Below are 20,322 nucleotides of genomic sequence, written 5' to 3'. Positions count from 1 at the left end.
TGAAACGTGTTAACGTCCGCCGCATGATCCTCGACCGGTTCCGGCTCACAGATCAGGTCGCGGTGGTCACCGGCGCGGGCCGCGGGCTCGGCGCGGCCACCGCGGTGGCGCTGGCCGAAGCGGGCGCGGACGTGGTCATCTCCTCCCGCACCGAATCCCAGCTCCACGAGGTCGCCGAGCGGGTCGCCGCCGCCGGGCGCCGGGCGCACGTGGTGGCCGCCGACCTGAGCGACCCCGCCGCCACGGCTGCCCTCGCGGAAGCGGCGACGAGCACGTTCGGCCGGCTCGACATCGTGGTCAACAACGTCGGCGGCACCTACCCCCGGCCGCTGCTCGAGACCACCACGGAATTCCTCGAGGAAGCCTTTCGCTTCAACGTCTCCACCGCCCACGCGCTGACCGCGGCGGCCACCCCGGCGCTGCTGGAGCACGGCGGCGCGGTGGTCAACATCTCGTCGATCATGGGCCGGGTGCAGGGCCGCGGCTTCATCGCCTACGGCACGGCCAAGGCGGCGCTCTCGCAGTACACGCGGATGGCGGCCGTGGACCTCGCGCCGCGGGTGCGGGTGAACGCGATCTCGGTCGGCTCGGTGACCACCTCCGCGCTGGAACTGGTGGTGGGCAACGAAGAGATCCGCGTGAAGATGGAGCAGGCCACTCCCCTGCGCCGGATCGGCGAGCCCGAGGACATCGCCGCGGCCGTGGTCTACCTGGTCTCGCCGGCCGGCGGTTACGTCACCGGCAAGGTGCTCGAAGTGGACGGCGGCCTGCAGGCGCCGAACCTCGACCTGGGCCTGCCCGACCTCTGATCGAACCCCTGATCCCGCCCGCCGGCGCCGCTTTCGTCGCCGGACCGGCTGATTTTCCGGAAAGCCCCACGCTGGGTGATCACCTCCTGCCATAGTGTTCGTCGACCGACGATCACGGGGAGGGAATCGGTGGCCGACTTCGACGTGGCACCGGACGTCATGCGTGAGTACGCGGACGTGCTGGACGGACTGCACGCGCAAATCGACAAGATCAACGACTACATGCGCACGACCGCGTGCGACACCTCGGGCTTCACCGGCCTGTTCATGCTGCTGCGCCCGGTCGTCGACCTGGTGCGCGACCTCTACGGCGACACCCTCCAGTTCGGGCACACCCGGCTCACCTCGATGAGCCAGGGCATCCAGTCCGCGGCGACCGCCTACGAGCAGCACGACACCAAGTCCGCGGAGATCCTCAAGAAGCTGGGCCTCTCGCTGGACGACCTGGGCCCGTCCGGCCAGGGCCAGAGCTGAGGAAGGGGAGGGAAATGGCGAAGCACGGCGGCGGGCACGGGTCCGACAAGACCAAGCACACCAAGGAGAAGCCGGAGAAGGAAGAGAAGAAAAAGAAGGACGACTCCGGCGACGACAAGAAGGAGCCGGCGAAGCCCGGTCCCGGCGGGTCGACCGCGGCCGGGTTCGACAACGGCAGCGGGATCACCGAGCAGCTCCAGCCGCCGGAGGACACGTCCGGCGACGACATCCAGGCCATGGTCAAGGATGCCGGCGTCGAGGTGATGGCGGTCGAGTGGATCTTCCAGCAGATCACCGGGAAGTCGCTCACGCAGGAGTTCATCGAGCCGATCACCGGCGACTTCTCGAAGATGTCCGCCGACGCCGAGGCGTGGCGCAACATCGCGGAGGCGATGAAGGCGTTCTCCGGGGTGATGACGGGGAACGAGAAGATCCTCGGCGACAGCTGGACCGGTCCCGCTTCGCTCGCGCACAAGGCGTACGTCGACCTCGGCTGGCGGGCCGGGCTCGCCGCGGAGGCGGGCATCGCGGAGCTGATCGCCAAGGGCTTCGAGCTGCTGTCGGACACCTCGAAGAAGCTCGCGGAGAAGGCGCTCGACCTGCTGAAGAGCCTGATCGACCGGCTGCTCGTGATGGCGGCCGAGGCGTGTGTGCCGATCGCGGGCTGGGTCGCCGACGCGATCACCGGCCTGTCCGAGATCCTGCCGCTGATCAACGCGCTGATCTCGATCGTCGACATGATCAAGGACATCATCCAGAAGGTCGGCGACCTGTGGAACTCGATCAAGGACATCGGGTCGCAGCTGGCGAAGATCAAGGACATCGGCAGCCTCGGCGACGCGGTCGACATCGGCAAGGGCATCGCGGGCGACGTCGGGGACATCAAGGACAACGCCAAGGGGATCCGCGACGACGTCGGCGAGATCAAGGACAAGGCCCAGGAAGGCGTGAAGGAAACCCGCGAGAACCACGAAAAGAACCAGGATCACTGGGACAACCGCAGCAACCGCACCCCGGCGCATTCGGGCAGCGGCCGGATCAGCGGCCGCATCGACGACTGAGACAGCGAAGATCAGGAGGGACGCCGTCATGTCACGGCCCACGCCCGCGCAGGACGCCTGGAAGACACCGGAGATCCGCGAGGCCGAGTCCGCACTGGACCGCACCACGCGCAAGTCGCAGGACCTGGTGAAGGACCTGGAAAAGATCCGGCTCAAGCCGGTCCAGCGGCCGGATACCCCGGAGCGGATCGAAGCGCTGAAGACCGCCGCCTCGAAGCCGGACGCCCCGGCCGAACTGCGGCTGGTGAAGCGGAAAGTCGACGCCGGCGAGTTCAAATGGGAGGACGTCGCGTCGGGGCGGGCGTTCGCCGACCCCGAGGTGCGGGCGCTGGCGAGCGCGAAGCTCGGCGAGAGCAAGGACATCTACGAGGAGCTGGAAGAGGGCCTGACCCCGGAGGAGGTCCTCGAAGCCCGAGCCGGCTCACGCAACGACCTCGCCGACTCGGGGCGCTCGGCGTACCCGGCCGCGCCGGAGACGCCCGCGGGCTTCTCGAACGAGAACCCGCTCGCGAGCAGCGCCGACTCGTACCAGGCCCCGCCGCCGGCCGAGCACCATGCCGCCCCGGAACCCGAGCACGGCCGGCACGCCGCACCCCCGCAGCACGCGGCGCCCCAGCCGAAACCGGTGCCCCAGGACGAAGAGTTCACCAATCCCTTGGGCGACCGGGGGTACTCGGCGCCTTCGGCCTCGCCGGAGCCCGACCAGAGCCGGCACGCCACCGCGCCGCAACGGCCGGAGGCACCCCGTTTCACCGCACCGGAGGAAGACGAGTTCGCCGACCCGCTGGGCGACCGCGACAGCAAACCGCCGCGGCAGGACCCGCCCGCGCGCCGCCCGCGCCGCGAAGACCGCGGCGGCGATGACGACGACTACTTCGGCAACTCGCTGCTCAGCTGAACCCGCGGTACAAGAGGCCCTCGTCCCCTGGCCGGGGACGAGGGCCTCTTGTCGGAAACGGGGCGGGTCAGGACTTCTCGGGCTTCTCCGCCTCCGAAGCGGCCGAGGTCGCCGACGCTGCCGGAGATCCGGCGTCGACCGTGATCTCGTCGCGTGTCTCGTCCGTCGCCTCTTCCGCGGCCGGCTCGGGCTTCTCGTCCGAGGACTCCGGCTGCTCCGACGGCTCAACAGCCTCCGCGTCACGCTCGTCCCCGCGGCTGCGCAACGTCTCCGGCAGCTCCCGCGGCCCGCGGCTCTTGGCCACCACCATCACGATCACCGCGCCGAGGAACACCAGGATCGAGGTCCACACGTTCACCCGGAGGCCGAGGATGTGGTTGGCCGTGTCCGTGCGCAGCAGCTCGATCCAGCAGCGGCCCACGGTGTAGCCGGCGACGTACAGCGCGAACGCGCGCCCGTGGCCGAGCTTGAACCGGCGGTCGGCCCACACCACCAGGCCGGCGATCAGCAGGTTCCAGATCAGCTCGTACAGGAAGGTCGGCTGCACCGGGCTGTCCGGCAGGGGGATGTGCCCGGTGGCGATGCCGTTGAGGGTGTCGTCCGGGTTGGCCGGGTTGAAGCGCTGGTAGATCTCCAGGCCCCACGGCAGGTCGGTGTGCGCGCCGTAGAGCTCCTGGTTGAAGTAGTTGCCGATACGGCCGATGGCCTGCGCCGCGACGATGCCGGGGGCGATCGCGTCGGCCAGCGCCGGCAGCGGGATGCCCTTGCGGCGGCAGGCGATCAGCGCGCCCACGGCGCCGAGGGCGATCGCGCCCCAGATGCCGAGGCCGCCGTCCCAGATGGCGAAGGCGTTCCACGGGTTGCGCCCCGCGGTGAAGTACAGCTCGGGGTCGGTGATCACGTGGTAGAGCCGGCCGCCGACCAGGCCGAACGGCACGGCGAACACCGCGACGTCGATCACGGTCCCCTTGGTGCCGCCCCGCGCCACCCAGCGCCGCTCCCCCCACCAGATCGCCACGATGATGCCGGCGATGATGCAGAGTGCGTAGGCGCGGATCGGGATGAATCCCAGATGCCAGACCCCGCGGTCGGGGCTCGGGATCGTGGCCAGGAAGGCTGCCGAGGCGGAATACACGCGGCCACCGTAGCGCGTCACCCCGCCACTGTGGTCAGGGAGCCGCCGAAGGCCTGGTGACGGGAAGGTGGCCCGCGGGTTTCCCGGCCGGCGGGGTCACGCGTAGCCGCCCGGCTCCAGCGCGGCCAGGTAGCCGGCCATCAGCGCGCCCGCGACCTGGGCGACGGCGCCGTCCTCGGGCAGGAAGACCTCGTCGTGCAGGCTGGGCGCGCCCGCGGTGTCGCCGAGGCCGACGAAGAGCATCAGCCCGCGGCTCTCGCCACCGCAGTAGTGCGCGAAGTCGTCGGCGCCGAAGGAGCGGAAGTCCACGTCGACGTCGGCGCCGCCGCGGACCAGCCACTCCTGTGCCGCCACGGCCAGCGCCGGGTCGTTGACCAGCACCGGCTCGCACGGGCTGATCCGCAGCTCGGCGGTGCAGCCGTGGGCCCGCGCGGTGCCGTGCACGATCTCGGCCAGCGCCTCCAGCGCGTGCTCGCGGTCCACCGAGCGCATGAGCCGCAGCGAGCCGAGCGCGCTCGCGGTATTGGGCACCACGTTCGCCGCCGTGCCCGCCTGGATCCGGCCGATCGAGCAGACGGCGCCGTGCACCGGGTCGATCCGGCGGCTGGCGAGCTGCTGCAGGCTCACCACGAGCTGGGCCAGCGCCAGCACCGGATCGCGCAACAGGTGCGGATACCCGGCGTGGCCGCCCTGGCCGTGCAGGACCACCTCGAACTCGTCGGTCGACGCGTTCACCGGCCCGGGCACGGCCGAAACCACGCCGTACGCCAGCCTCGGCTGCACGTGGGCGCCGATCACGGTGTCGACGCCGTGCTCCTCCAGCACCCCGGACTCGACGATGTCGAACGCCCCGGACGGCGAAGTCTCCTCCCGCGGTTGCAGCAGGGCGACGAGCGGCCGCGGCAGGTCCAAACCCCGCGCGGCGCGGACGACGGCCACCAGTGCGGCGAGGTGCACGTCGTGCCCGCAGGCGTGCATCAGGCCGGAGCCGGACGCCCAGGGGGCGCCGGTCCGCTCGGTCACCGGCAGCGCGTCCATCTCCGCGCGCAGCGCCACCGCGGGACCGGGGTGGTCGCCCGGCAGCCGGATCAGCCGGCCGGTTTTGGCGACGCGCTCGCCTTCCCCCAGGCCGAGCGCCGCGGCGACCACGCGGGCGGTGTCGTCCTCGTCGCCGGACGCCCGCGGGTCGGCGTGCAACCGGTGCCGCAGCTCGACGGCCGCCGGCAGTTCTTCCGCCAACGCCGCACGCCAGCTCGTGAGCAGGTCGGTCATCGCGACTCCAAGCGGTAGATTCGGGCGGCGTTCTCGTGGCCGGCCAGCCGCGCCAGCCGGACAGCGTCCACTTCGGACAGTGCGTCGGCGGCCAGCGCGCCGCGCAGGAAGTCGGAAAGGCCTTGCCGGAACAGCGCCGTGCCCAGGTGGTACAGCTCGGCGAGGCCGAACGCGTCGGTGGAGAACAGCAGCTTGCCGAACGGCACCAGCTCCAGCACCTCGGCCAGCACCGCGGGCGCGCGGAAGCCGGCGTTGTGCGTGATCAGCCCGGCGTCGACGAACACGTGCTCGAAGACCTGGGCCAGGTACGCGGCGTTGCGGTGGAACGGGTAGTTGTGCAGCAGCAGGATCGGCACGCCGTGGCCACGGGTGGCGCGCAGCAGGCCGGTCAGCAGCAGCGGGTCGCAGCGGTGCAGGTCGACGTCGGAGTCGCCGTAGCCCACGTGGAACTGCACGGGCAGGCCGAGGTCGAGGCCGGTGAAGACGAGGTGCCGGTGCAGCACCTCGTCGGCCAGCCGGACGGGCGCGCCGCCGTCCACGCGAGCCAGCCAGCGCCCGGCGGCTTCGGCGACCTCGGCGCCCGAAGGCCGTTCCCCGGACAGCTCCAGCCCCACGCGGTACGCGGCGATCGACTTGAGCCCGACCGCGTTCGCGGCCCGTTTGCCCAGCTCGGCCCCGAAGTCCGCGGCGAACCCGGCGGCCGTGGTCCCGGCGCGCACCACGTCCTCGGCGACCTGCTCCAGCCGGACCACGTCGTGCGCGCGGGCGCCCGCCAGCGCGGCGAACTCCCCGGTCGAGGTCAATGAATCGGGCAGGAAACCGCCGTCCAGCAAGAAGTCCGTGGTCCCGGTGGCCCGCAGGAACCGCCGGTTGACCTCCTCGGCCCCCAGCTCGGCCCGCCGGTCGAGGTAGTCGGCGACGGGCGCGTGCTTCGGCAGGCCCAGCACCGGCGCGCACCGCTCGCGCACGGCCAGGCCCACCAGCGAATCGAACAGCGAAGTCCCCAACGGCGAAACGGTGTCCGCCTCGGTGAGCATCCGCTCGAAACCCGCGCGGTCCACCCCTCGGCCGACCACGCCATGACAGTGGTGGTCGACCAACGGCAACTCGGCGACGAAGGGCAGCAGCTCGGTCATGGGCCTCCTTGGGCGACCGCCAGGCTTTGCCCTTCACCCTACGAGCACGCCTTCTCCCGCGCCGCGACCAGAGCCGAACCCACACGGCGCGAACCGCCCGGCCGGCGTCGCACCGACTGATCGCTGGCTCCCCTGCGGCACGACCCGGCGAACCACGTTCCGCCCGCCCGTTGCCCGGCCGCGGTCACCGTGCTGCATCCGGATAGCCGCGGCTCGGTTCACAATGCTCAGGCAGCACCCTTCAAGTGCGCGATGACCGCTTCGCCGACCTTCTGCGCGCTGGCGCACGTGTTCGCCTTGTTCGCCCCGACGGTGATACTGGTGACCACCGAGTAAGCAAGCTGATCCGTGATCCCGATCCACAGCTGGGCGTAGATGTCGCTGATGCCGCCCGTGCTCTGCGGAACCGCCCCTGCGTGAGCTGGGCGTCGGTCAATGCGGAGCAGGGGTTGATCAACAGTCGACCACGATCGCGGCGTCGGCGGCTTCCTGCTCGGCCACGCTCAACGCCGTGAGATCAGCAGTTCGGATGCTAACGCAACGCAGCCGGGTTCGTGTCCGAGCGGAGCGAGGGCGCCAACAACCTCACGAGCCTCCTTCGGCGACTGCCAGCCTTTCGCCCACTCGGCGGGCGAGGCCGGGCGCCGCGAGCACCAAGATCACCGCCAGCACCAGCACTGCGCCGGCGGCTATCGGGAACCAGCGGGCCGGGCCTTCCGTGGGATACGGCACCACGTTCACGTACACCGTGTAGCCCAGGACGGCGAGCGCGCCGAGCGGGAAGACCAGGTGCCACCACGGCACGCGCATCCGGCGCCGCACGAACAGCAGCAGGATCGCGCCGAGGGTGGTGAGCAGGTAGATCACCAGCAGGATCAAGGTGCCGATCGAGCCGCTCCAGGCGAACGTGTCCGCTGCCGTGGCGCCGAAGAACACTGCGCACACCACGATGATCAGCGCGGCTGACAGTGCTACGGCCGTCACGGCGGCGACCGGGGTGCCCTTCGCGGACGTGCGGCCGATGCCGCGGCCGTCGAAGGCGTCGCGGCCCAGGGCGAACAGGAGCCGCGAGCCGCCGACGACGCAGGCGAGGCAGCAGCCGAACGCGCTGACCGCCGCGCCCACGCTGATCACGTCGCCGACCCACGAGCCGACGAACCGGCCGCCGAGGTCGCCCAGCAGCGAGGACGAGTCGTGGAAGGCCTTGGCGTCGGAGCGGAACGCCATCATCTCGACGGCAGTGACGATGACGAAGTAGGCGCCGCCGAAGATGGCCGTGCCGAGGATGGCGCGCGGGATGTTCCGGCGCGGGTCGCGGGTCTCCTCCCCCAGCGTCGCGGCCGCCTCGAACCCGGCGAACGAAAGGAATCCGAACACCGCGCCCAGGAAGACGCCGGACAGCCCGGCGTCCGGGGTGAAGGTGAAGACCTCGAGGGTGAACCGGCCGCCGCCCGGCGCGTTCCCGGCGATCAGCCGGACCAGGATGATCACGGTGACCAGCAGGATGAGCGCGATCGTCGCGCCTTCCACCGCGAGCAGGGTGCTGGTGCCGCGCCGCGCGGGCGCCACGGCGAGCAGCCAGCTGCCGACGAGCGCCACCGCGGTCAGCACGAACGGCCCCCACCACGGCGGATCCGGCCAGATCCCCACCTGCGTCAGGAAAGCCGTGCCGAGCGTGCCGGCCGCGGAGCTGGTGACCACGGCGTAAAAGGTGTACGTGCCGAGCAGCCCGATGCCCGAGACGACGCCGGCCCGCGGGCCGAGCGTCGCGCCGACGAAGGCGTACACCGAGCCGGCGTGCTGGTAGTACTGGCAGAGCCGGACGAAGCCGTACGCCACCAGCAGCACCCCGGCGGCGGAGAGCAGGAACGCGAGCGGCACGGCGCGACCGGCCGCCGCCGCGGTCTGCTGCGGGTTGATGTTGGCGGCCATGCTCGGGGCCATCAGCGCCACCGAAAGGCCGACGGCCTGCCACACGGACAAGGTGCGGCGCAGCGCTGGACGGGTTTCGGCCGGTTCTGACACGATGCGCTCCTCGAAGCCAACGTGGACGGTTCGTCCGCGGTACACAGTGAACATCGCGGGAGCACGATGAGCCAGCTCGATCGGGCGGAACTTTCACGGCGCGGCACCGAAGCCGCCGCCCGGCTGGGGCGCGCGGGGGTCGAGCTGGTCGCGCTGACCTTCGTCGACAATTCCGGGATCTCGCGGGTCAAGGCGGTGCCGGTGGGCCGGCTCGCGGCCGCCGCCGCGTGGGGAGTGGGCGCGTCCAACTCGTTCGACTTCTTCCTCTGCACGGACACGATCACCGACGGCGCGTACTCGCGCGGCCCGGTCGGCGACCTCCGGCTGCACCCGGACCTCGACGCGCTGACGGTGCTCGCCTCGCCGTCCGGCTGGGCTTGGGCGCCGGCGCTGAAGTACGACCAGGAGGGCGCGCCGCATCCCCAGGACGCGCGGGCGCTGGCCGCTTCGGCCGTCGAGCGTCTGGCCGAGCGCGGTTACTCCGCCCGGATGGCGTTCGAGACCGAGTGGGTCGTCACCGATCCCGACGGCGATCCCTTGCCCGGCCCGGCGTACGGCTACTCGCGGCTGGCCGGCAACGCCGGCTACCTGCGCGCGCTGGTGTCCGCTTTGGACAGTCAGCACGTCGAGGTGGAGCAGGTCCACCCGGAGTACGCGGCGGGCCAGTTCGAGCTGTCCGTGGCGGCCGCGGACCCGGTGCGGGCGGCGGACCTCGCGGTGCTGACCCGCGAGACGATCCGCACGGTGACCGCCGACCACGGGCTGCGGGCGTCGTTCACGCCCAAGTTCGCGCCCGGCGGCGTCGGCAACGGCGGGCACGTGCACCTGAGCGTCTGGGACGGCTCGCGGAACCTGTGCTCCGGCGGGGACGGCCGGTTCGGGCTGACCGCCGAGGCCTCGTCGTTCGGGGCCGGGATCCTGGCGCGGCTGCCCGCGCTGCTGGCCGTCGGCGCGCCCTCGGTGCTCAGCTACCTGCGGCTGGAGCCGCACCACTGGGCCGGCGCGTTCACCGCGTGGGGACTGGAAAACCGCGAGGCGCCGCTGCGCCTGATCCGCGGCGCGCCCGGCGAGCGCGACACGGCGGCGAACCTGGAGGTGAAGTGCTTCGACCTGACGGCGAACCCCTACCTCGTCGTCGCGAGCCTGCTCTTCGCCGGTCTGGCCGGCCTCGATTCCGGCGCCCGCCTGCCCGAGCCGGTCGACGTCGACCCGGGCACGCTCTCACCGGAGGAAGCCACGGCTGCGGGCGTCACCCGGCTGCCGCGGTCGCTGGCCGAAGCCGTGGCCGCGTTCGAAGCCGACGACGCGCTGAAGTCCGCCTTCGGCCCCGAACTCGCCACGACGCTGATGGACGTGCGGCGCGGCGAGATCGCGGAGCTGGGTTCGCTGGACGCGGAAGCGCTGTGCTCGGCGATGCGCTGGCTGCACTGAGCTTCAGCGGGTGGCCAGCTGCGCCGCGACGTCGGACCGGAGTTCGGGAAGCCGGGCATACAGCTTGTCGCCGGGACAGTCGGTGTTGTAGTAGTCGCGGTGACCCTTGATCTCCTCGACCGGGATGCCGTACTGCGTGCAGATGTAGGCGCAGAACACCACCAGCGACGACCACTGCGCCTCGGGCGGCTCGACGGTCATGTAGGTGCCCTCGTTCTCGATGCCGATGGCGTTGTCGTTCTGGCCGGGGCAGTGCGCGGCGCGGACGATCTTGTCGCCGCTGCGCAGCGCGTCGAGGCTGCCGTGGCGGCCTTCCATGCGGTAGCCGCCGCGGGAGACGGTGAAGTGCTGGCCGGTGTCGGACCAGCCGTTGTTGTCGATGTGGTCGGCCTGGTCGTCGCGCGCGACCTGGAACGCGTGCTCGAGCGAGTAGTCCGTGCTGTTGGGGCAGTCGATGTGGTGGATCAGGATCCGGTCGGCCGGGTGGTCGAGCGTGGTGAGCGGGTCCGCGGGCGGCCGCGCACCCCACTCGGCGCAGCTGTAGATCCGCGGTTCGCCGGCCGCGCGCGCCAGGCCGGGCAGCAGCAGACCCGCCGCCGCAGCGGCCGTCATCCCGGCCGCACCGCGAAGAAACGCCCGCCGGGGCAAGTGTCCGATGTCGATAGCCATGCCCGCGACTGTGCGCGTCCGGCGTACACGATTCGTACAAACGCCAGCCGCCGCTGCGAACCCCCCACGATCGCAGCAGCGGGAACCCTGCACCCGCACCAAAATCAGCCGCGGGGGAACGCCGCTCCAGCGCGAACCGCCGCCCCTCAGCCGCGAAGATCCACCCGCGCCGCGAACGGCTCCGCCAGCTCCAGCACTCCGCCCTCGCTCTTCCCGATCGGCACGTACTCCCCACCGTCCAGCCCGAACACGGTGGCGGCCACCGGCTCCTGAGCCGGGTCGACAAGCAGGTAGTACGGGATCAGCGCCTCGGCATACAGCGCCTTCTTCAGAATCCGATCCTGCACCCTCGTCGACGGCGACTCGATCTCCGCGACCAGCAGCAGGTCGGTCGCCGAGTACCAGGTTGTGTCGACCGCGGGGCAGGTCAGCACGACGAAATCGGGGATCAGCAGCCGTTTCTCGCCGAACCGGACGTTGACACCCGGCAGCAGCTCGGTGCCCTCCGGGAGCCGTGGCGCGAAAGCGAGCTGGAGCCTTTGCAGCAGTCGCTGATGGGCCGACGTCGGGGCCGGGCTCACGTTGAGCACCCCGTCGACCAGTTCGACCCGGTTGCCGGAGGTGTGCTCCTCAGGCAGCGCGAGCACCTGGTCGACGGTCCAGCCGTCCAGCCGGCTCGCCACCCTGAACTCGGGCTCAGCAGGAGCCGCCATCTCGGTTCACCACCGTCCGCGCTTGATGCCGCTCTGAATTCCCAGTCTGCCATGCCCGCTCGTTTCCCCCTCGGTTGATCATCACACCGAGAGTGTACGAACGACCACCGACAGTTCCGGCGAGCCGATCAGGCCGGGGTGACCGCCCGGCGAACGCCTTCCGCCAGCTCCCCAGCCAGCGAACGAACCCCGTCCGGGCCGGAAGCCGCCGCCGTCACCAGCGCGGAGCCCACGATCACCGCGTCGGCGAAGGAGCCCACCTGGGCCGCCTGGTCGCCGGAGCGGACGCCGAGGCCGACGCCGATCGGGAGGGAGGTGTGGGCGCGCGTGCGGCGGACCAGTTCCTCCGCATGGACGCCCACCGCGTCGCGGGCGCCCGTGACGCCCATGACCGCCGTGGCGTAGACGAAGCCCGAAGACGCTGAGACCGTCTTCGCGATGCGCTCCTCCGACGAGGACGGCGCGACCAGGAAGATCCGGTCCAGCCCGTGCGCCTGCGAGGCGGCCATCCACTCGCCGGCCTCGTCCGGGATGAGGTCCGGGGTGATCATGCCCAGGCCGCCGGCCGCGGCCAGGTCGCGGGCGAACGCGTCCACGCCGTAGCGGTGCACCGGGTTCCAGTAGGTCATCACCACGGCCTTGCCGCCGCGGGCCGAGACCGACTCGACCACCTCGAACAGCTGCTTGAGCCGGAAGCCGCCGGCCAGCGCCGATTCGGCGGCGGCCTGGATGGTCGGGCCGTCCATCACCGGGTCGGAATACGGGACGCCGACCTCGACCAGGTCCGCGCCGCCGTCCACCGTCGCGGCCAGCAGGTCTTTCGAGCCCTCGACCGTGGGGAATCCGGCGGGCAGGTAGCCGACCAGCGCGGCCCGGCCCTCCGCCCGCGTCGCCGCGAACACCTCGTCGAGGCCGCTCACTTGCCCTCCTGGGAGTCCTCGGGGGCGTCGACCAGGTCGAACCACTTCGCCGCGGTGTCCATGTCCTTGTCGCCACGGCCGGAGAGGTTGACCAGGATCAGGCCGTCCGGCCCCAGCTCACGGCCCAGCACCAGCGCGCCCGCGAGCGCGTGCGCCGACTCGATCGCCGGGATGATGCCCTCGGTGCGCGAGAGCAGCCGGAACGCGTCCATCGCCTCGGCGTCGGTGACCGGCCGGTACTCGGCGCGGCCGGAATCCTTGAGCCAGGCGTGCTCGGGGCCGACACCCGGGTAGTCCAGGCCGGCCGAGATCGAATGCGATTCGACGGTCTGGCCGTCCTCGTCCTGCAGCAGGTACGACATCGCGCCGTGCAGGTTGCCCGGGCTGCCCTTGGTCAGGGTGGCGCCGTGGCGGTCGCCGTCGAGGCCCTCGCCGCCGGGCTCGAGCCCGACCAGCCGCACCCCGGGGTCGTCGTAGAAGCCGGAGAAGATGCCGATGGCGTTCGAGCCGCCGCCGACGCACGCCGCGACGACGTCGGGCAACCGACCGGCCTTCTCCAGGATCTGCTCGCGCGCCTCTTCGCCGATCACCCGGTGGAAGTTGCGCACCATCATCGGGAACGGGTACGGCCCGGCGGCGGTGCCGAACAGGTAGTGCGTGGTGTCGGCGTTGGTCACCCAGTCGCGCAGCGCCTCGTTGATCGCGTCCTTGAGCGTGCGCGAACCGGTCTTGACCGGCACGACCTCGGCGCCGAGCAGCTTCATCCGCGCCACGTTCAGCGCCTGCCGCTCGGTGTCGACCTCGCCCATGTAGACGATGCACTCCAGGTCGAGCAGGGCGCACGCGGTGGCCGTGGCGACGCCGTGCTGGCCGGCGCCGGTCTCCGCGATCACCCGCTTCTTGCCCATGCGCTGGGTGAGCAGCGCCTGGCCCAGCACATTGTTGATCTTGTGCGAGCCGGTGTGGTTCAGGTCCTCGCGCTTGAGGAACACCCGCGCCCCGCCCGCGTGCTCGCCGAAGCGCTTGGCCTCGGTCAGCAGCGACGGGCGGCCCGCGTAGTCCTTCAGCAGCCGGTTCAGCTCGGCGACGAACTCCGGGTCGCGGCGCGCCTTGTCGTACTCGGCCGCCACCTCGTCGACCACGCCGATCAGCGCCTCCGGCATGAACCGCCCGCCGTACGGGCCGTAGTAGCCGCGCTCGTCCGGGTCGTGTTTGCCGTGCTGCCCGTCGGTCACCGCGAAGGCCTCGGACAGGCCGGGTGCGAACCGGCGGTGACCAGCTTCACGACGGCGCCCTTCGGGTCGCCCGAGGCCACCAAGCCCTCGCCCACCAGCACGGCGTCGGCGCCGTGGCCGGCGTACGACATCAGGTCGCCCGGGCCGCGGACGCCGGACTCGGCGACCTTGAACACCTCGAACGGCAGCCCCGGGGCGAGGCGGGAGAAGACGTCCCGGTCCACTTCCAGCGTGTGCAGGTTGCGCGCGTTGACGCCGATCACCTTGGCGCCGACCTCCAGCGCGCGGTCGGCCTCTTCGGCGTTGTGGATCTCCACCAGCGCGGTCATGCCGAGCGATTCGACGCGGTCGAGCAGCGCCGCCAGCGCGTTCTGCTCCAGCGCCGCGACGATCAGCAGCACCATGTCCGCGCCGTGCAGCCGGGCCTCGTGCACCTGGTACGGGCTGACCACGAAGTCCTTGCGCAGCACCGGGATGTCCACCGCGGCGCGCACGGCGTCGAGGTCGGCCAGCGAGCCGCCGAAGCGGCGCTGCTCGGTGAGCACGCTGATCACGCGCGCACCGGCGTCCTCGTAGTCCTTGGCCAGCGCGGCGGGGTCGGGGATGTCGGCCAGCTCGCCCTTCGACGGGCTGCGCCGCTTCACCTCGGCGATCACGCCGATGCCGGACTCGCGCAGCGCGGCCATCACGTCACGGGGCTGCGGGGCCTTGGCCGCGCGCGCCTTCAGCTCGTCGAACGGCAGCGCCGCCTCGCGCACGGCGAGGTCTTCCCGCACACCGGCGACGATGTCCTCGAGCACGCTCACCGGGTGCCCCCACCCGGTGCCGGGGCCGTCGAGCCCACCGATTCCTTCGCTAGGTCGCTCACAAAAACCTTCCCCTTCCCGCCGAAACGATGCTAACCCCCGCTCGAAGACCGGCCCGTCCCGGGTGGCGCCGCGGCCGGTGATTCCCTTCCCCGCCGGGCGATCAGCGGCCCGCGGTGGGGTCCTCGCCCTCGGAAAGCGCGTCCCACAACTCGATGTCCGGATCGCGCCGGGCCTTCTTCGCGCCCGGTGCGGCGTACCGGGCGCCGAGCCGCCGCGCGGTCCCCGCGCCCTTGATCGCTGCCAACCCGCCGAACGCCACGAGAATTCCGCCGAGCACCGCGATCCCTCGGCCCGCGAGCATCTCGGTGACGGGCAGTCCGGCGGCGTACCCGCCGAACCGCACCCCGGCCACCCCGCTCCAGACCCCGGCGACGCCCGCCAGCGCCAGCACCACGCCGAGCACGCGCCGCGCCCAGCCCCCGGTCGCGATCACGCCCGCGACGCCGGCCAGCGCCAGCAGCGCGAGCGGCACCAGCGCCGTGGCCCGCTGTTCGCCGCTTTCGGTGTACAGCACGGTGCCGCGCACGCCCTCGTCGCGGAATTCGGCGAACCAGGCCAGCCGCGAGGCGCCCCACAGCGCCAGCGCGCCGAGCAGCAGCGCCACGATGATCATCCACAGTGGACGCCGTGACGGTCGTTCGCCAGGCTGGGCAACGGGTTCCGGCGACGGCTCAGACACCGGCGGAGTCCTCGGCCGGGTCGAGCCGGTCCGCGGGCACCATGGTCTGCGCCGCGGCCACCGCCGAGAGCACCGTGCGCGCCTTGTTCAGCGATTCGGTGTCCTCGTAGTCGGCCACCGAATCGGCCACCACACCGCCGCCCGCCTGCACGTACGCGACGCCGTCACGCATCAGCGCGGTGCGGATGGCGATGGCCGTGTCGGCGTCGCCGGCGAAGTCCAGATAGCCGACCACACCGCCGTACAGGGCGCGGCGCACCGGCTCCAGCTCCTCGATCAGCTGCATGGCGCGCACCTTCGGCGCCCCTGACAGCGTCCCGGCCGGGAAACAGGCGGTGACCGCGTCGAACGCCGTCTGGCCCTCGGCCAGTTCGCCGGTCACGGTGGACACGATGTGCATCACGTGGCTGTAGCGCTCGATCTGGAAGAAGTCGACCACGCGCACGGTGCCCGGGCGGCAGACCTTGCCCAGGTCGTTGCGCCCGAGGTCGACGAGCATCAGGTGCTCGGCGCGCTCCTTGTCGTCGGCCAGCAGGTCCTTGGCCAGCTGCGCGTCCTCCTCCGGGTCGGCGCCGCGCCAGCGGGTGCCCGCGATGGGGTGCGTGGTCGCCCGCCCGTCCCGCACCGTGACCAGCGACTCCGGGCTGGACCCGACGATGTCGAAGCCCTCCAGGCGCAGCAGGTACATGTACGGGCTCGGGTTGGAGGTGCGCAGCACGCGGTAGACGTCGAGCGCGTCGGCGCCGGTCTCGATCTCGAACCGTTGCGAGGGCACCACCTGGAACGCTTCGCCGGCCTTGATCGCCTCCACCGCCTTGTCGACCGCGGCGTGGAAGTCCTCCTTGGCGCGGCGGCGGGTGAACTCCGGCGCGGGCCGGTCGAACGTCGCGACGGTCGGCGGCGCGGGCACGCGCAGCTGCTCGGTCATGGCCGAAAGCCGTTCCAGCGCGCTGTCGTAGGCCGCGTCCACGCGCTCGGGCGAGTCGTCCCAGTTGACCGCGTTCGCGATCAGCGTGACGGTGCCCTCGTGGTGGTCGAACGCCGCCAGGTCGGTGGCCAGCAGCATGGTCAGCTCGGGGATGTCGAGGTCGCGCTCGGCCAGCTCGGGCAGCTTCTCGAGCCAGCGCACGGCGTCGTAGCCGATGTAGCCGACCATGCCGCCGGTCAGCGGCGGCAGCCCGGGCAGCGGCTCGGTGTGCAGTGCTTCGACGGTGGCGCGCAGGACCTGCAGCGGGTCGCCCTCGACCGGCAGCCCGACCGGCGGCGTGCCGGTCCAGACGGCCTTGCCGTCGCGCACGGTCAGCGCGGCCGGGCTGTCCACGCCCACGAACGACCAGCGCGACCAGGAGGCGCCGTTCTCCGCCGACTCGAACAGGAACGTGCCCGGCCGGTCGGCGGCGAGCTTGCGGTAGACGCCGAGCGGGGTCTCGCCGTCGGCGAGCACCTTGCGCACCACGGGGATCACGCGGCGGCTTTCGGCCAGGCCGCGGAACTCCGCGCGAGTGGGACTGACCGGGCCCGGCCCGGCCGGGCTGCCTGCTGCTGAGCTGACCATGGGCTCATTGTGCCGCTCGGCCGGAACGCGCCGTGGGCGGGCCCTGAATTCAGTGACTGTTGAATTCAGCCGCTCGGAGAGGGCAAGATGGACCCGGTGAGCACAGAGGACACTACCGCCCGCCGCCGCGGCCGGCGGCCGGCCGGGCAGGACACCCGCACCGCCCTGCTCGACGCCGCGCGCGCGGTGTTCGCCGAGAACGGCTACGAGCGGGCGACCGTCCGCACCATCGCCGCGCGCGCCGGCGTGGACGCGGCCATGGTCAACCACTGGTTCGGCGGCAAGGAGGGCCTGTTCGCCCAGGCCGTGCTCCAGCTGCCGTTCAGCCCGCTGGAACTGGTCGAAGCCCTGCGCGACGGCCCGGACGAGCAGTTCGGCGAGCGCATCGTCCGCACCTTCGTCACCCGCTGGGACGGCGCCGGCGGCACGGTCTTCCGGGCCCTCATCCGCAGCGTCGCCGACCGCGAGGAGGCCGCCGCCGTGCTGCACGACTTCTTCGGCAAGTTCTTCACCGAGCTGATCCGCGGACTCGGCTCCGACCGGGCCCAGCTGCGGGTCACGCTGTGCGCCTCGCAGGTGGTGGGCGTCGGCATGGTCCGCTACATCGTCCGGTTCGAGCCGATGGCCTCGGCCGAGGTCGAGACCCTGGTCGCGGCGATCGCGCCGAACCTGCAGCGGTACCTGACCGGCGAGATCGACTGACCGGGGGCGTCAGCGGGCCAGCAGCAGGAACACCAGCGCCAGCGCGGCCGGCAGGACCTGCACCAGCAGGATCCGCTTCGACGCGGTCGCCGCGCCGTAGAGGCCGGCCACGATCACGCAGGCGAGGCCGTAGAGCTTCAGCTGGAAGCCGGACGGGTCGGTGGCGATCAGGCCCCACACCAGCGCGGCGGCCAGGAAACCGTTGTACAGCCCCTGATTCGCGGCCAGCGTCTTGCTCTCCCGCGCGAACGCTTCGGTGGTGCCGAACGCCGCGCGGGCCCGCGGGCTGGTCCAGAGGAACATCTCCAGGATCACGATGTACACGTGAATCAGGGCGACGAGGCCCACCAGGATGTTCGCGACGACGGTCACAGGGCGTTCTCACTCTCTTCGGCGAGGAGCAGGCGCTCTTCGGTGTCGAAACAGCTGTGGCTGCCGGTGTGGCAGGCCGGTCCGGTCTGGTCCACGCGCAGCAGCACGGTGTCGCCGTCGCAGTCGATCCGCACCTCGCGGACGTGCTGGACGTGCCCCGAGGTCTCGCCCTTCACCCACAGCTCCTGGCGGCTGCGCGAGTAGTACGTGCCGCGCCGCGTGGCGAGCGTGGCCGCCAGCGCCTCGTCGTTCATCCAGGCCATCATCAGCACCTCCGAAGTGGAGTGCTCGACGACGACGGCGGCGATCAGCCCGTCCGCGTTTCGCTTGAGCCGCGCGGAAACGGCCTCTTCCAGGCTCATCGGACGACCACCCCGCCGGTGCGCAGCGCGGCCTTGACCTCGCCGATCTTCAACTGTCCGAAGTGGAACACGCTGGCGGCCAGCACCGCGTCGGCGCCGGCCCGCACGGCGGGCAGGAAGTGCTCGACCGCGCCCGCCCCGCCGCTCGCGATCACCGGCACCCGCACGGCCGCGCGCACCATCTCGATCAGGCCGAGGTCGAAACCGGACTTGGTGCCGTCCGCGTCCATCGAGTTGAGCAGGATCTCGCCGACGCCCAGCTCCTCGCCGCGCGCGGCCCACTCCACCGCGTCGATGCCGGTGCCCCGGCGCCCGCCGTGGGTGGTCACCTCGAAGCCGGACGGCGTCGGCTCGCCGCCCTCGGGCACACGCCGCGCGTCGACCGACAGCACGATGCACTGGGCCCCGAACCGCCGTGAGGCCTCGCGCAGCATCTCCGGGCGCGCGATCGCGGCGGTGTTGATGCTCACCTTGTCCGCGCCGGTGCGCAGCAGCCGGTTCACGTCGTCGTTCGACCGCACGCCGCCGCCGACGGTCAGCGGGATGAACACCTGCTCGGCCGTGCGGCGGACCACGTCGAAGGTCGTCTCGCGGTTGCCCGAGGACGCGGTGACGTCGAGGAACGTCAGCTCGTCGGCACCCTCGGCGTCGTAGAGCCGCGCCAGCTCGACCGGATCGCCCGCGTCGCGCAGGTCGGCGAAGTTGACCCCCTTCACCACCCGGCCCGCGTCGACGTCGAGACACGGGATCACCCTGACCGCGACAGACATGCTGTTCAGCCTAGCGTCCACCGGCGACCGGTTTCGCCGGGAGGAGCACGTCACGGCGACGGCGGCGACCAGCCCCAGATCGGCTCCGTCTGCCGCCGGATCACCGACGCCGGCATCAGCGGCACGAGGGCGCCGAGCAGCACCGGCATCCACCACGCGGTGGAGACGTTCGCCACGCCCTTGCTCCTCGCCGTCCGCGTGATGTACGCGGCGCGCTTGCGGCGCTCCCGGTCGTACGCGGCCAGCGCGGCGGGCACGTCCGGCTCGGTCCGCAGCGCGGCGGCGAGCACGACGGCGTCCTCGATCGCCTGGCACGCGCCCTGGCCGAGGTCCGGGACGACGGCGTGGGCCGCGTCACCGAGCAGCGCGACCCGATCGAGGACGAACGCGTCGAGCGGCTCCAGGTCGAGGATGTCGTTGTGCAGCACGGTCTCCGGCACCGTCGCGGCGAGCAGCTCCGGGATCGGCCGGTGCCAGCCGGCGACGCGGCGGGTCACCTCGGCTTGCTCGTCCGGGTACCGCACGCCCGGGGTGTCCGCGGCGGCCCCGAGCGCCCAGCAGACCCGTTTCCCCGGCAGCGGGTGGACCATGAAGTACGCGCCGCGCCCGTTCGTGAAACAGCCCTCGGCCGGCCACACCGAACCGGGCTCGGTGACGCCGCGCCAGGCCGTGTACCGGAACACCGGCCCGGGCGCCGCGGGGAACAGCTGCCGCCGCAGACCACTGTGGACACCGTCCGCGGCCACCACCAGGTCGGCGTCCACTTCGGACGCGTCGCGGACCTCGGTTCCGGGGCGGACGACGTCTTCCGGCAGCTCTTCGAGCAGGACCCGGTGCAGCTCGCCGCGGTGGAACGCGGCCAGCGGCTCGTCGCGCCCGGCCCGGAACCGGCGCAGGTACCGGCCGGACGACGTCCGCAAGTTGCCGGTCACCCCCGACGCCGCGGCGTGCGCCCGCACCCGGTCCCCCACGCCGAGCGCGTCCAGCGCCCGCAACGCGTTGGGCGCGAGCGAAAGCCCGGCGCCGATTTCCCTCAGCTCGGGCGCGCGCTCCAGGACGGTGACCTCGTGGCCCGCCAGCCGCAGCGCGATCGCGGCCGTGAGCCCGCCGATCCCGCCGCCGACCACCGCGGCCTTCACCGCCGCGCTCGCCCTCGCAGCTCGTTCACGATCATCAGTCTATGCTGGTCAGGACCGAATTGGGGGCCGGATGCAGCAGAACGGGCCCCTCGCGCG

General features: G+C 72.0%; 21 protein-coding genes and 1 pseudogene. 6 read left to right on the top strand and 16 right to left on the bottom strand.

Annotated elements, in window-relative coordinates; all coding sequences use genetic code 11:
• Nucleotides 1-23 precede the first annotated feature (23 nt).
• The 4 genes from BMY97_RS15910 to BMY97_RS15895 all read left to right on the top strand — a co-directional run bounded on the left by BMY97_RS15910 (nt 24) and on the right by BMY97_RS15895 (nt 3,242).
• Nucleotides 24-809, top strand: a complete 786-nt coding sequence (locus BMY97_RS15910) for an SDR family oxidoreductase (RefSeq protein WP_091617623.1) — start codon at nt 24-26, stop codon at nt 807-809.
• A 129-nt stretch (nt 810-938) separates the two neighbouring features.
• Complete coding sequence (locus tag BMY97_RS15905; RefSeq protein ID WP_091617622.1) at nt 939-1,283, top strand: type VII secretion target; 345 nt, start codon at nt 939-941, stop codon at nt 1,281-1,283.
• 14 nt (nt 1,284-1,297) lie between these two features.
• Nucleotides 1,298-2,344, top strand: a complete 1,047-nt coding sequence (locus BMY97_RS15900) for a hypothetical protein (RefSeq protein ID WP_091617621.1) — start codon at nt 1,298-1,300, stop codon at nt 2,342-2,344.
• Between the two features lie 28 nt (nt 2,345-2,372).
• Nucleotides 2,373-3,242 carry a hypothetical protein gene (locus tag BMY97_RS15895; protein ID WP_091617620.1) on the top strand — a complete coding sequence of 290 codons (870 nt, stop codon included), beginning with the start codon at nt 2,373-2,375 and terminating at the stop codon, nt 3,240-3,242.
• Nucleotides 3,243-3,309: 67 nt separating this feature from the next.
• Here BMY97_RS15895 and lgt read toward each other — a convergent pair whose 3' ends face one another.
• From lgt to BMY97_RS15875, 4 genes are all read right to left on the bottom strand, one after another.
• Nucleotides 3,310-4,398 (bottom strand): prolipoprotein diacylglyceryl transferase, encoded by a 1,089-nt coding sequence (lgt, locus tag BMY97_RS15890; RefSeq protein ID WP_245787336.1) that lies wholly within the window; start codon nt 4,396-4,398, stop codon nt 3,310-3,312.
• A 75-nt stretch (nt 4,399-4,473) separates the two neighbouring features.
• A complete protein-coding gene (locus BMY97_RS15885) occupies nt 4,474-5,649 on the bottom strand; it encodes a M20 metallopeptidase family protein (RefSeq protein WP_091617618.1) in 1,176 nt (391 codons plus the stop codon).
• Nucleotides 5,646-6,785 (bottom strand): amidohydrolase family protein, encoded by a 1,140-nt coding sequence (locus tag BMY97_RS15880; RefSeq protein ID WP_091617617.1) that lies wholly within the window; start codon nt 6,783-6,785, stop codon nt 5,646-5,648. Before BMY97_RS15880 ends, BMY97_RS15885 begins: the two co-directional genes overlap by 4 nt.
• Before the next feature lie 585 nt (nt 6,786-7,370).
• Nucleotides 7,371-8,810: an APC family permease gene (locus tag BMY97_RS15875; RefSeq protein WP_245787335.1), complete on the bottom strand. Its 1,440-nt coding sequence runs from the start codon at nt 8,808-8,810 to the stop codon at nt 7,371-7,373.
• A 66-nt stretch (nt 8,811-8,876) separates the two neighbouring features.
• Here BMY97_RS15875 and BMY97_RS15870 point away from each other — a divergent pair, with 66 nt between their 5' ends.
• On the top strand, nt 8,877-10,241 hold the full coding sequence (locus BMY97_RS15870; protein WP_091617615.1) for a type I glutamate--ammonia ligase: 1,365 nt from the start codon (nt 8,877-8,879) through the stop codon (nt 10,239-10,241).
• A gap of 3 nt (nt 10,242-10,244) precedes the next feature.
• On the opposite strand, the gene BMY97_RS15865 is transcribed toward BMY97_RS15870, so the two are convergent.
• The 7 genes from BMY97_RS15865 to BMY97_RS15835 form a co-directional block, all read right to left on the bottom strand.
• On the bottom strand, nt 10,245-10,904 hold the full coding sequence (locus tag BMY97_RS15865; RefSeq protein WP_091617904.1) for an N-acetylmuramoyl-L-alanine amidase: 660 nt from the start codon (nt 10,902-10,904) through the stop codon (nt 10,245-10,247).
• Between the two features lie 152 nt (nt 10,905-11,056).
• A complete protein-coding gene (locus BMY97_RS15860) occupies nt 11,057-11,623 on the bottom strand; it encodes a Uma2 family endonuclease (protein ID WP_091617614.1) in 567 nt (188 codons plus the stop codon).
• Between the two features lie 128 nt (nt 11,624-11,751).
• Nucleotides 11,752-12,543: a tryptophan synthase subunit alpha gene (gene trpA, locus BMY97_RS15855; protein ID WP_091617613.1), complete on the bottom strand. Its 792-nt coding sequence runs from the start codon at nt 12,541-12,543 to the stop codon at nt 11,752-11,754.
• Nucleotides 12,540-13,796: a tryptophan synthase subunit beta gene (gene trpB / locus BMY97_RS15850; RefSeq protein WP_091617612.1), complete on the bottom strand. Its 1,257-nt coding sequence runs from the start codon at nt 13,794-13,796 to the stop codon at nt 12,540-12,542. The genes trpA and trpB overlap by 4 nt, the downstream gene beginning before the upstream one ends.
• Nucleotides 13,775-14,584 carry an indole-3-glycerol phosphate synthase TrpC gene (gene trpC, locus BMY97_RS15845; protein ID WP_091617611.1) on the bottom strand — a complete coding sequence of 270 codons (810 nt, stop codon included), beginning with the start codon at nt 14,582-14,584 and terminating at the stop codon, nt 13,775-13,777. Before trpC ends, trpB begins: the two co-directional genes overlap by 22 nt.
• A gap of 163 nt (nt 14,585-14,747) precedes the next feature.
• Nucleotides 14,748-15,260, bottom strand: coding sequence for a Trp biosynthesis-associated membrane protein (locus tag BMY97_RS15840; protein WP_091617610.1), 513 nt, complete (start codon nt 15,258-15,260; stop codon nt 14,748-14,750).
• 58 nt (nt 15,261-15,318) lie between these two features.
• A complete protein-coding gene (locus tag BMY97_RS15835) occupies nt 15,319-16,881 on the bottom strand; it encodes an anthranilate synthase component I (protein WP_091617609.1) in 1,563 nt (520 codons plus the stop codon).
• A 96-nt stretch (nt 16,882-16,977) separates the two neighbouring features.
• Here BMY97_RS15835 and BMY97_RS15830 point away from each other — a divergent pair, with 96 nt between their 5' ends.
• Nucleotides 16,978-17,583 (top strand): TetR/AcrR family transcriptional regulator, encoded by a 606-nt coding sequence (locus BMY97_RS15830; protein ID WP_245787334.1) that lies wholly within the window; start codon nt 16,978-16,980, stop codon nt 17,581-17,583.
• Between the two features lie 9 nt (nt 17,584-17,592).
• Here the strand turns inward: BMY97_RS15830 and BMY97_RS15825 are convergent, their stop codons facing one another.
• The 5 genes and pseudogenes from BMY97_RS15825 to BMY97_RS49350 all read right to left on the bottom strand — a co-directional run.
• Nucleotides 17,593-17,955, bottom strand: coding sequence for a DUF1304 domain-containing protein (locus BMY97_RS15825; protein WP_091617607.1), 363 nt, complete (start codon nt 17,953-17,955; stop codon nt 17,593-17,595).
• A complete protein-coding gene (hisI, locus tag BMY97_RS15820) occupies nt 17,952-18,317 on the bottom strand; it encodes a phosphoribosyl-AMP cyclohydrolase (protein WP_091617606.1) in 366 nt (121 codons plus the stop codon). The genes BMY97_RS15825 and hisI overlap by 4 nt, the downstream gene beginning before the upstream one ends.
• Nucleotides 18,314-19,087, bottom strand: coding sequence for an imidazole glycerol phosphate synthase subunit HisF (gene hisF / locus BMY97_RS15815; protein ID WP_091617605.1), 774 nt, complete (start codon nt 19,085-19,087; stop codon nt 18,314-18,316). The genes hisI and hisF overlap by 4 nt, the downstream gene beginning before the upstream one ends.
• 50 nt (nt 19,088-19,137) lie before the next feature.
• Entirely contained in the window at nt 19,138-20,019 is an 882-nt protein-coding gene (locus tag BMY97_RS15810; protein ID WP_342744040.1) for an FAD-dependent monooxygenase, read from the bottom strand.
• Nucleotides 20,005-20,250, bottom strand: a pseudogene (locus BMY97_RS49350) (FAD-dependent monooxygenase); the annotation flags it as partial. The gene BMY97_RS15810 and the pseudogene BMY97_RS49350, both read right to left, overlap by 15 nt.
• Between the last annotated feature and the right edge of the window lie 72 nt (nt 20,251-20,322).

Origin of the sequence: Amycolatopsis saalfeldensis, assembly GCF_900110575.1 — a bacterium.
Classification (GTDB): Bacteria; Actinomycetota; Actinomycetes; order Mycobacteriales; family Pseudonocardiaceae; genus Amycolatopsis; species Amycolatopsis saalfeldensis.
The sequence above is the reverse complement of the archived record's forward strand: the minus strand, read 5'-3'. Positions and strand labels throughout refer to the sequence as shown.

Excerpts from the sequence above, each read along its gene's own strand:
- BMY97_RS15910 (WP_091617623.1), top strand. The coding sequence starts at position 24 with ATGATCCTCGACCGGTTCCGGCTCACAGATCAGGTCGCGGTGGTCACC.
- BMY97_RS15835 (WP_091617609.1), bottom strand. The coding sequence starts at position 16,881 with ATGGTCAGCTCAGCAGCAGGCAGCCCGGCCGGGCCGGGCCCGGTCAGT.
- BMY97_RS15870 (WP_091617615.1), top strand. The coding sequence starts at position 8,877 with ATGAGCCAGCTCGATCGGGCGGAACTTTCACGGCGCGGCACCGAAGCC.
- BMY97_RS15885 (WP_091617618.1), bottom strand. The coding sequence starts at position 5,649 with ATGACCGACCTGCTCACGAGCTGGCGTGCGGCGTTGGCGGAAGAACTG.
- BMY97_RS15895 (WP_091617620.1), top strand. The coding sequence starts at position 2,373 with ATGTCACGGCCCACGCCCGCGCAGGACGCCTGGAAGACACCGGAGATC.
- hisF (WP_091617605.1), bottom strand. The coding sequence starts at position 19,087 with ATGTCTGTCGCGGTCAGGGTGATCCCGTGTCTCGACGTCGACGCGGGC.
- BMY97_RS15880 (WP_091617617.1), bottom strand. The coding sequence starts at position 6,785 with ATGACCGAGCTGCTGCCCTTCGTCGCCGAGTTGCCGTTGGTCGACCAC.
- BMY97_RS15840 (WP_091617610.1), bottom strand. The coding sequence starts at position 15,260 with ATGATCATCGTGGCGCTGCTGCTCGGCGCGCTGGCGCTGTGGGGCGCC.
- BMY97_RS15900 (WP_091617621.1), top strand. The coding sequence starts at position 1,298 with ATGGCGAAGCACGGCGGCGGGCACGGGTCCGACAAGACCAAGCACACC.
- BMY97_RS15860 (WP_091617614.1), bottom strand. The coding sequence starts at position 11,623 with ATGGCGGCTCCTGCTGAGCCCGAGTTCAGGGTGGCGAGCCGGCTGGAC.
- hisI (WP_091617606.1), bottom strand. The coding sequence starts at position 18,317 with ATGAGCCTGGAAGAGGCCGTTTCCGCGCGGCTCAAGCGAAACGCGGAC.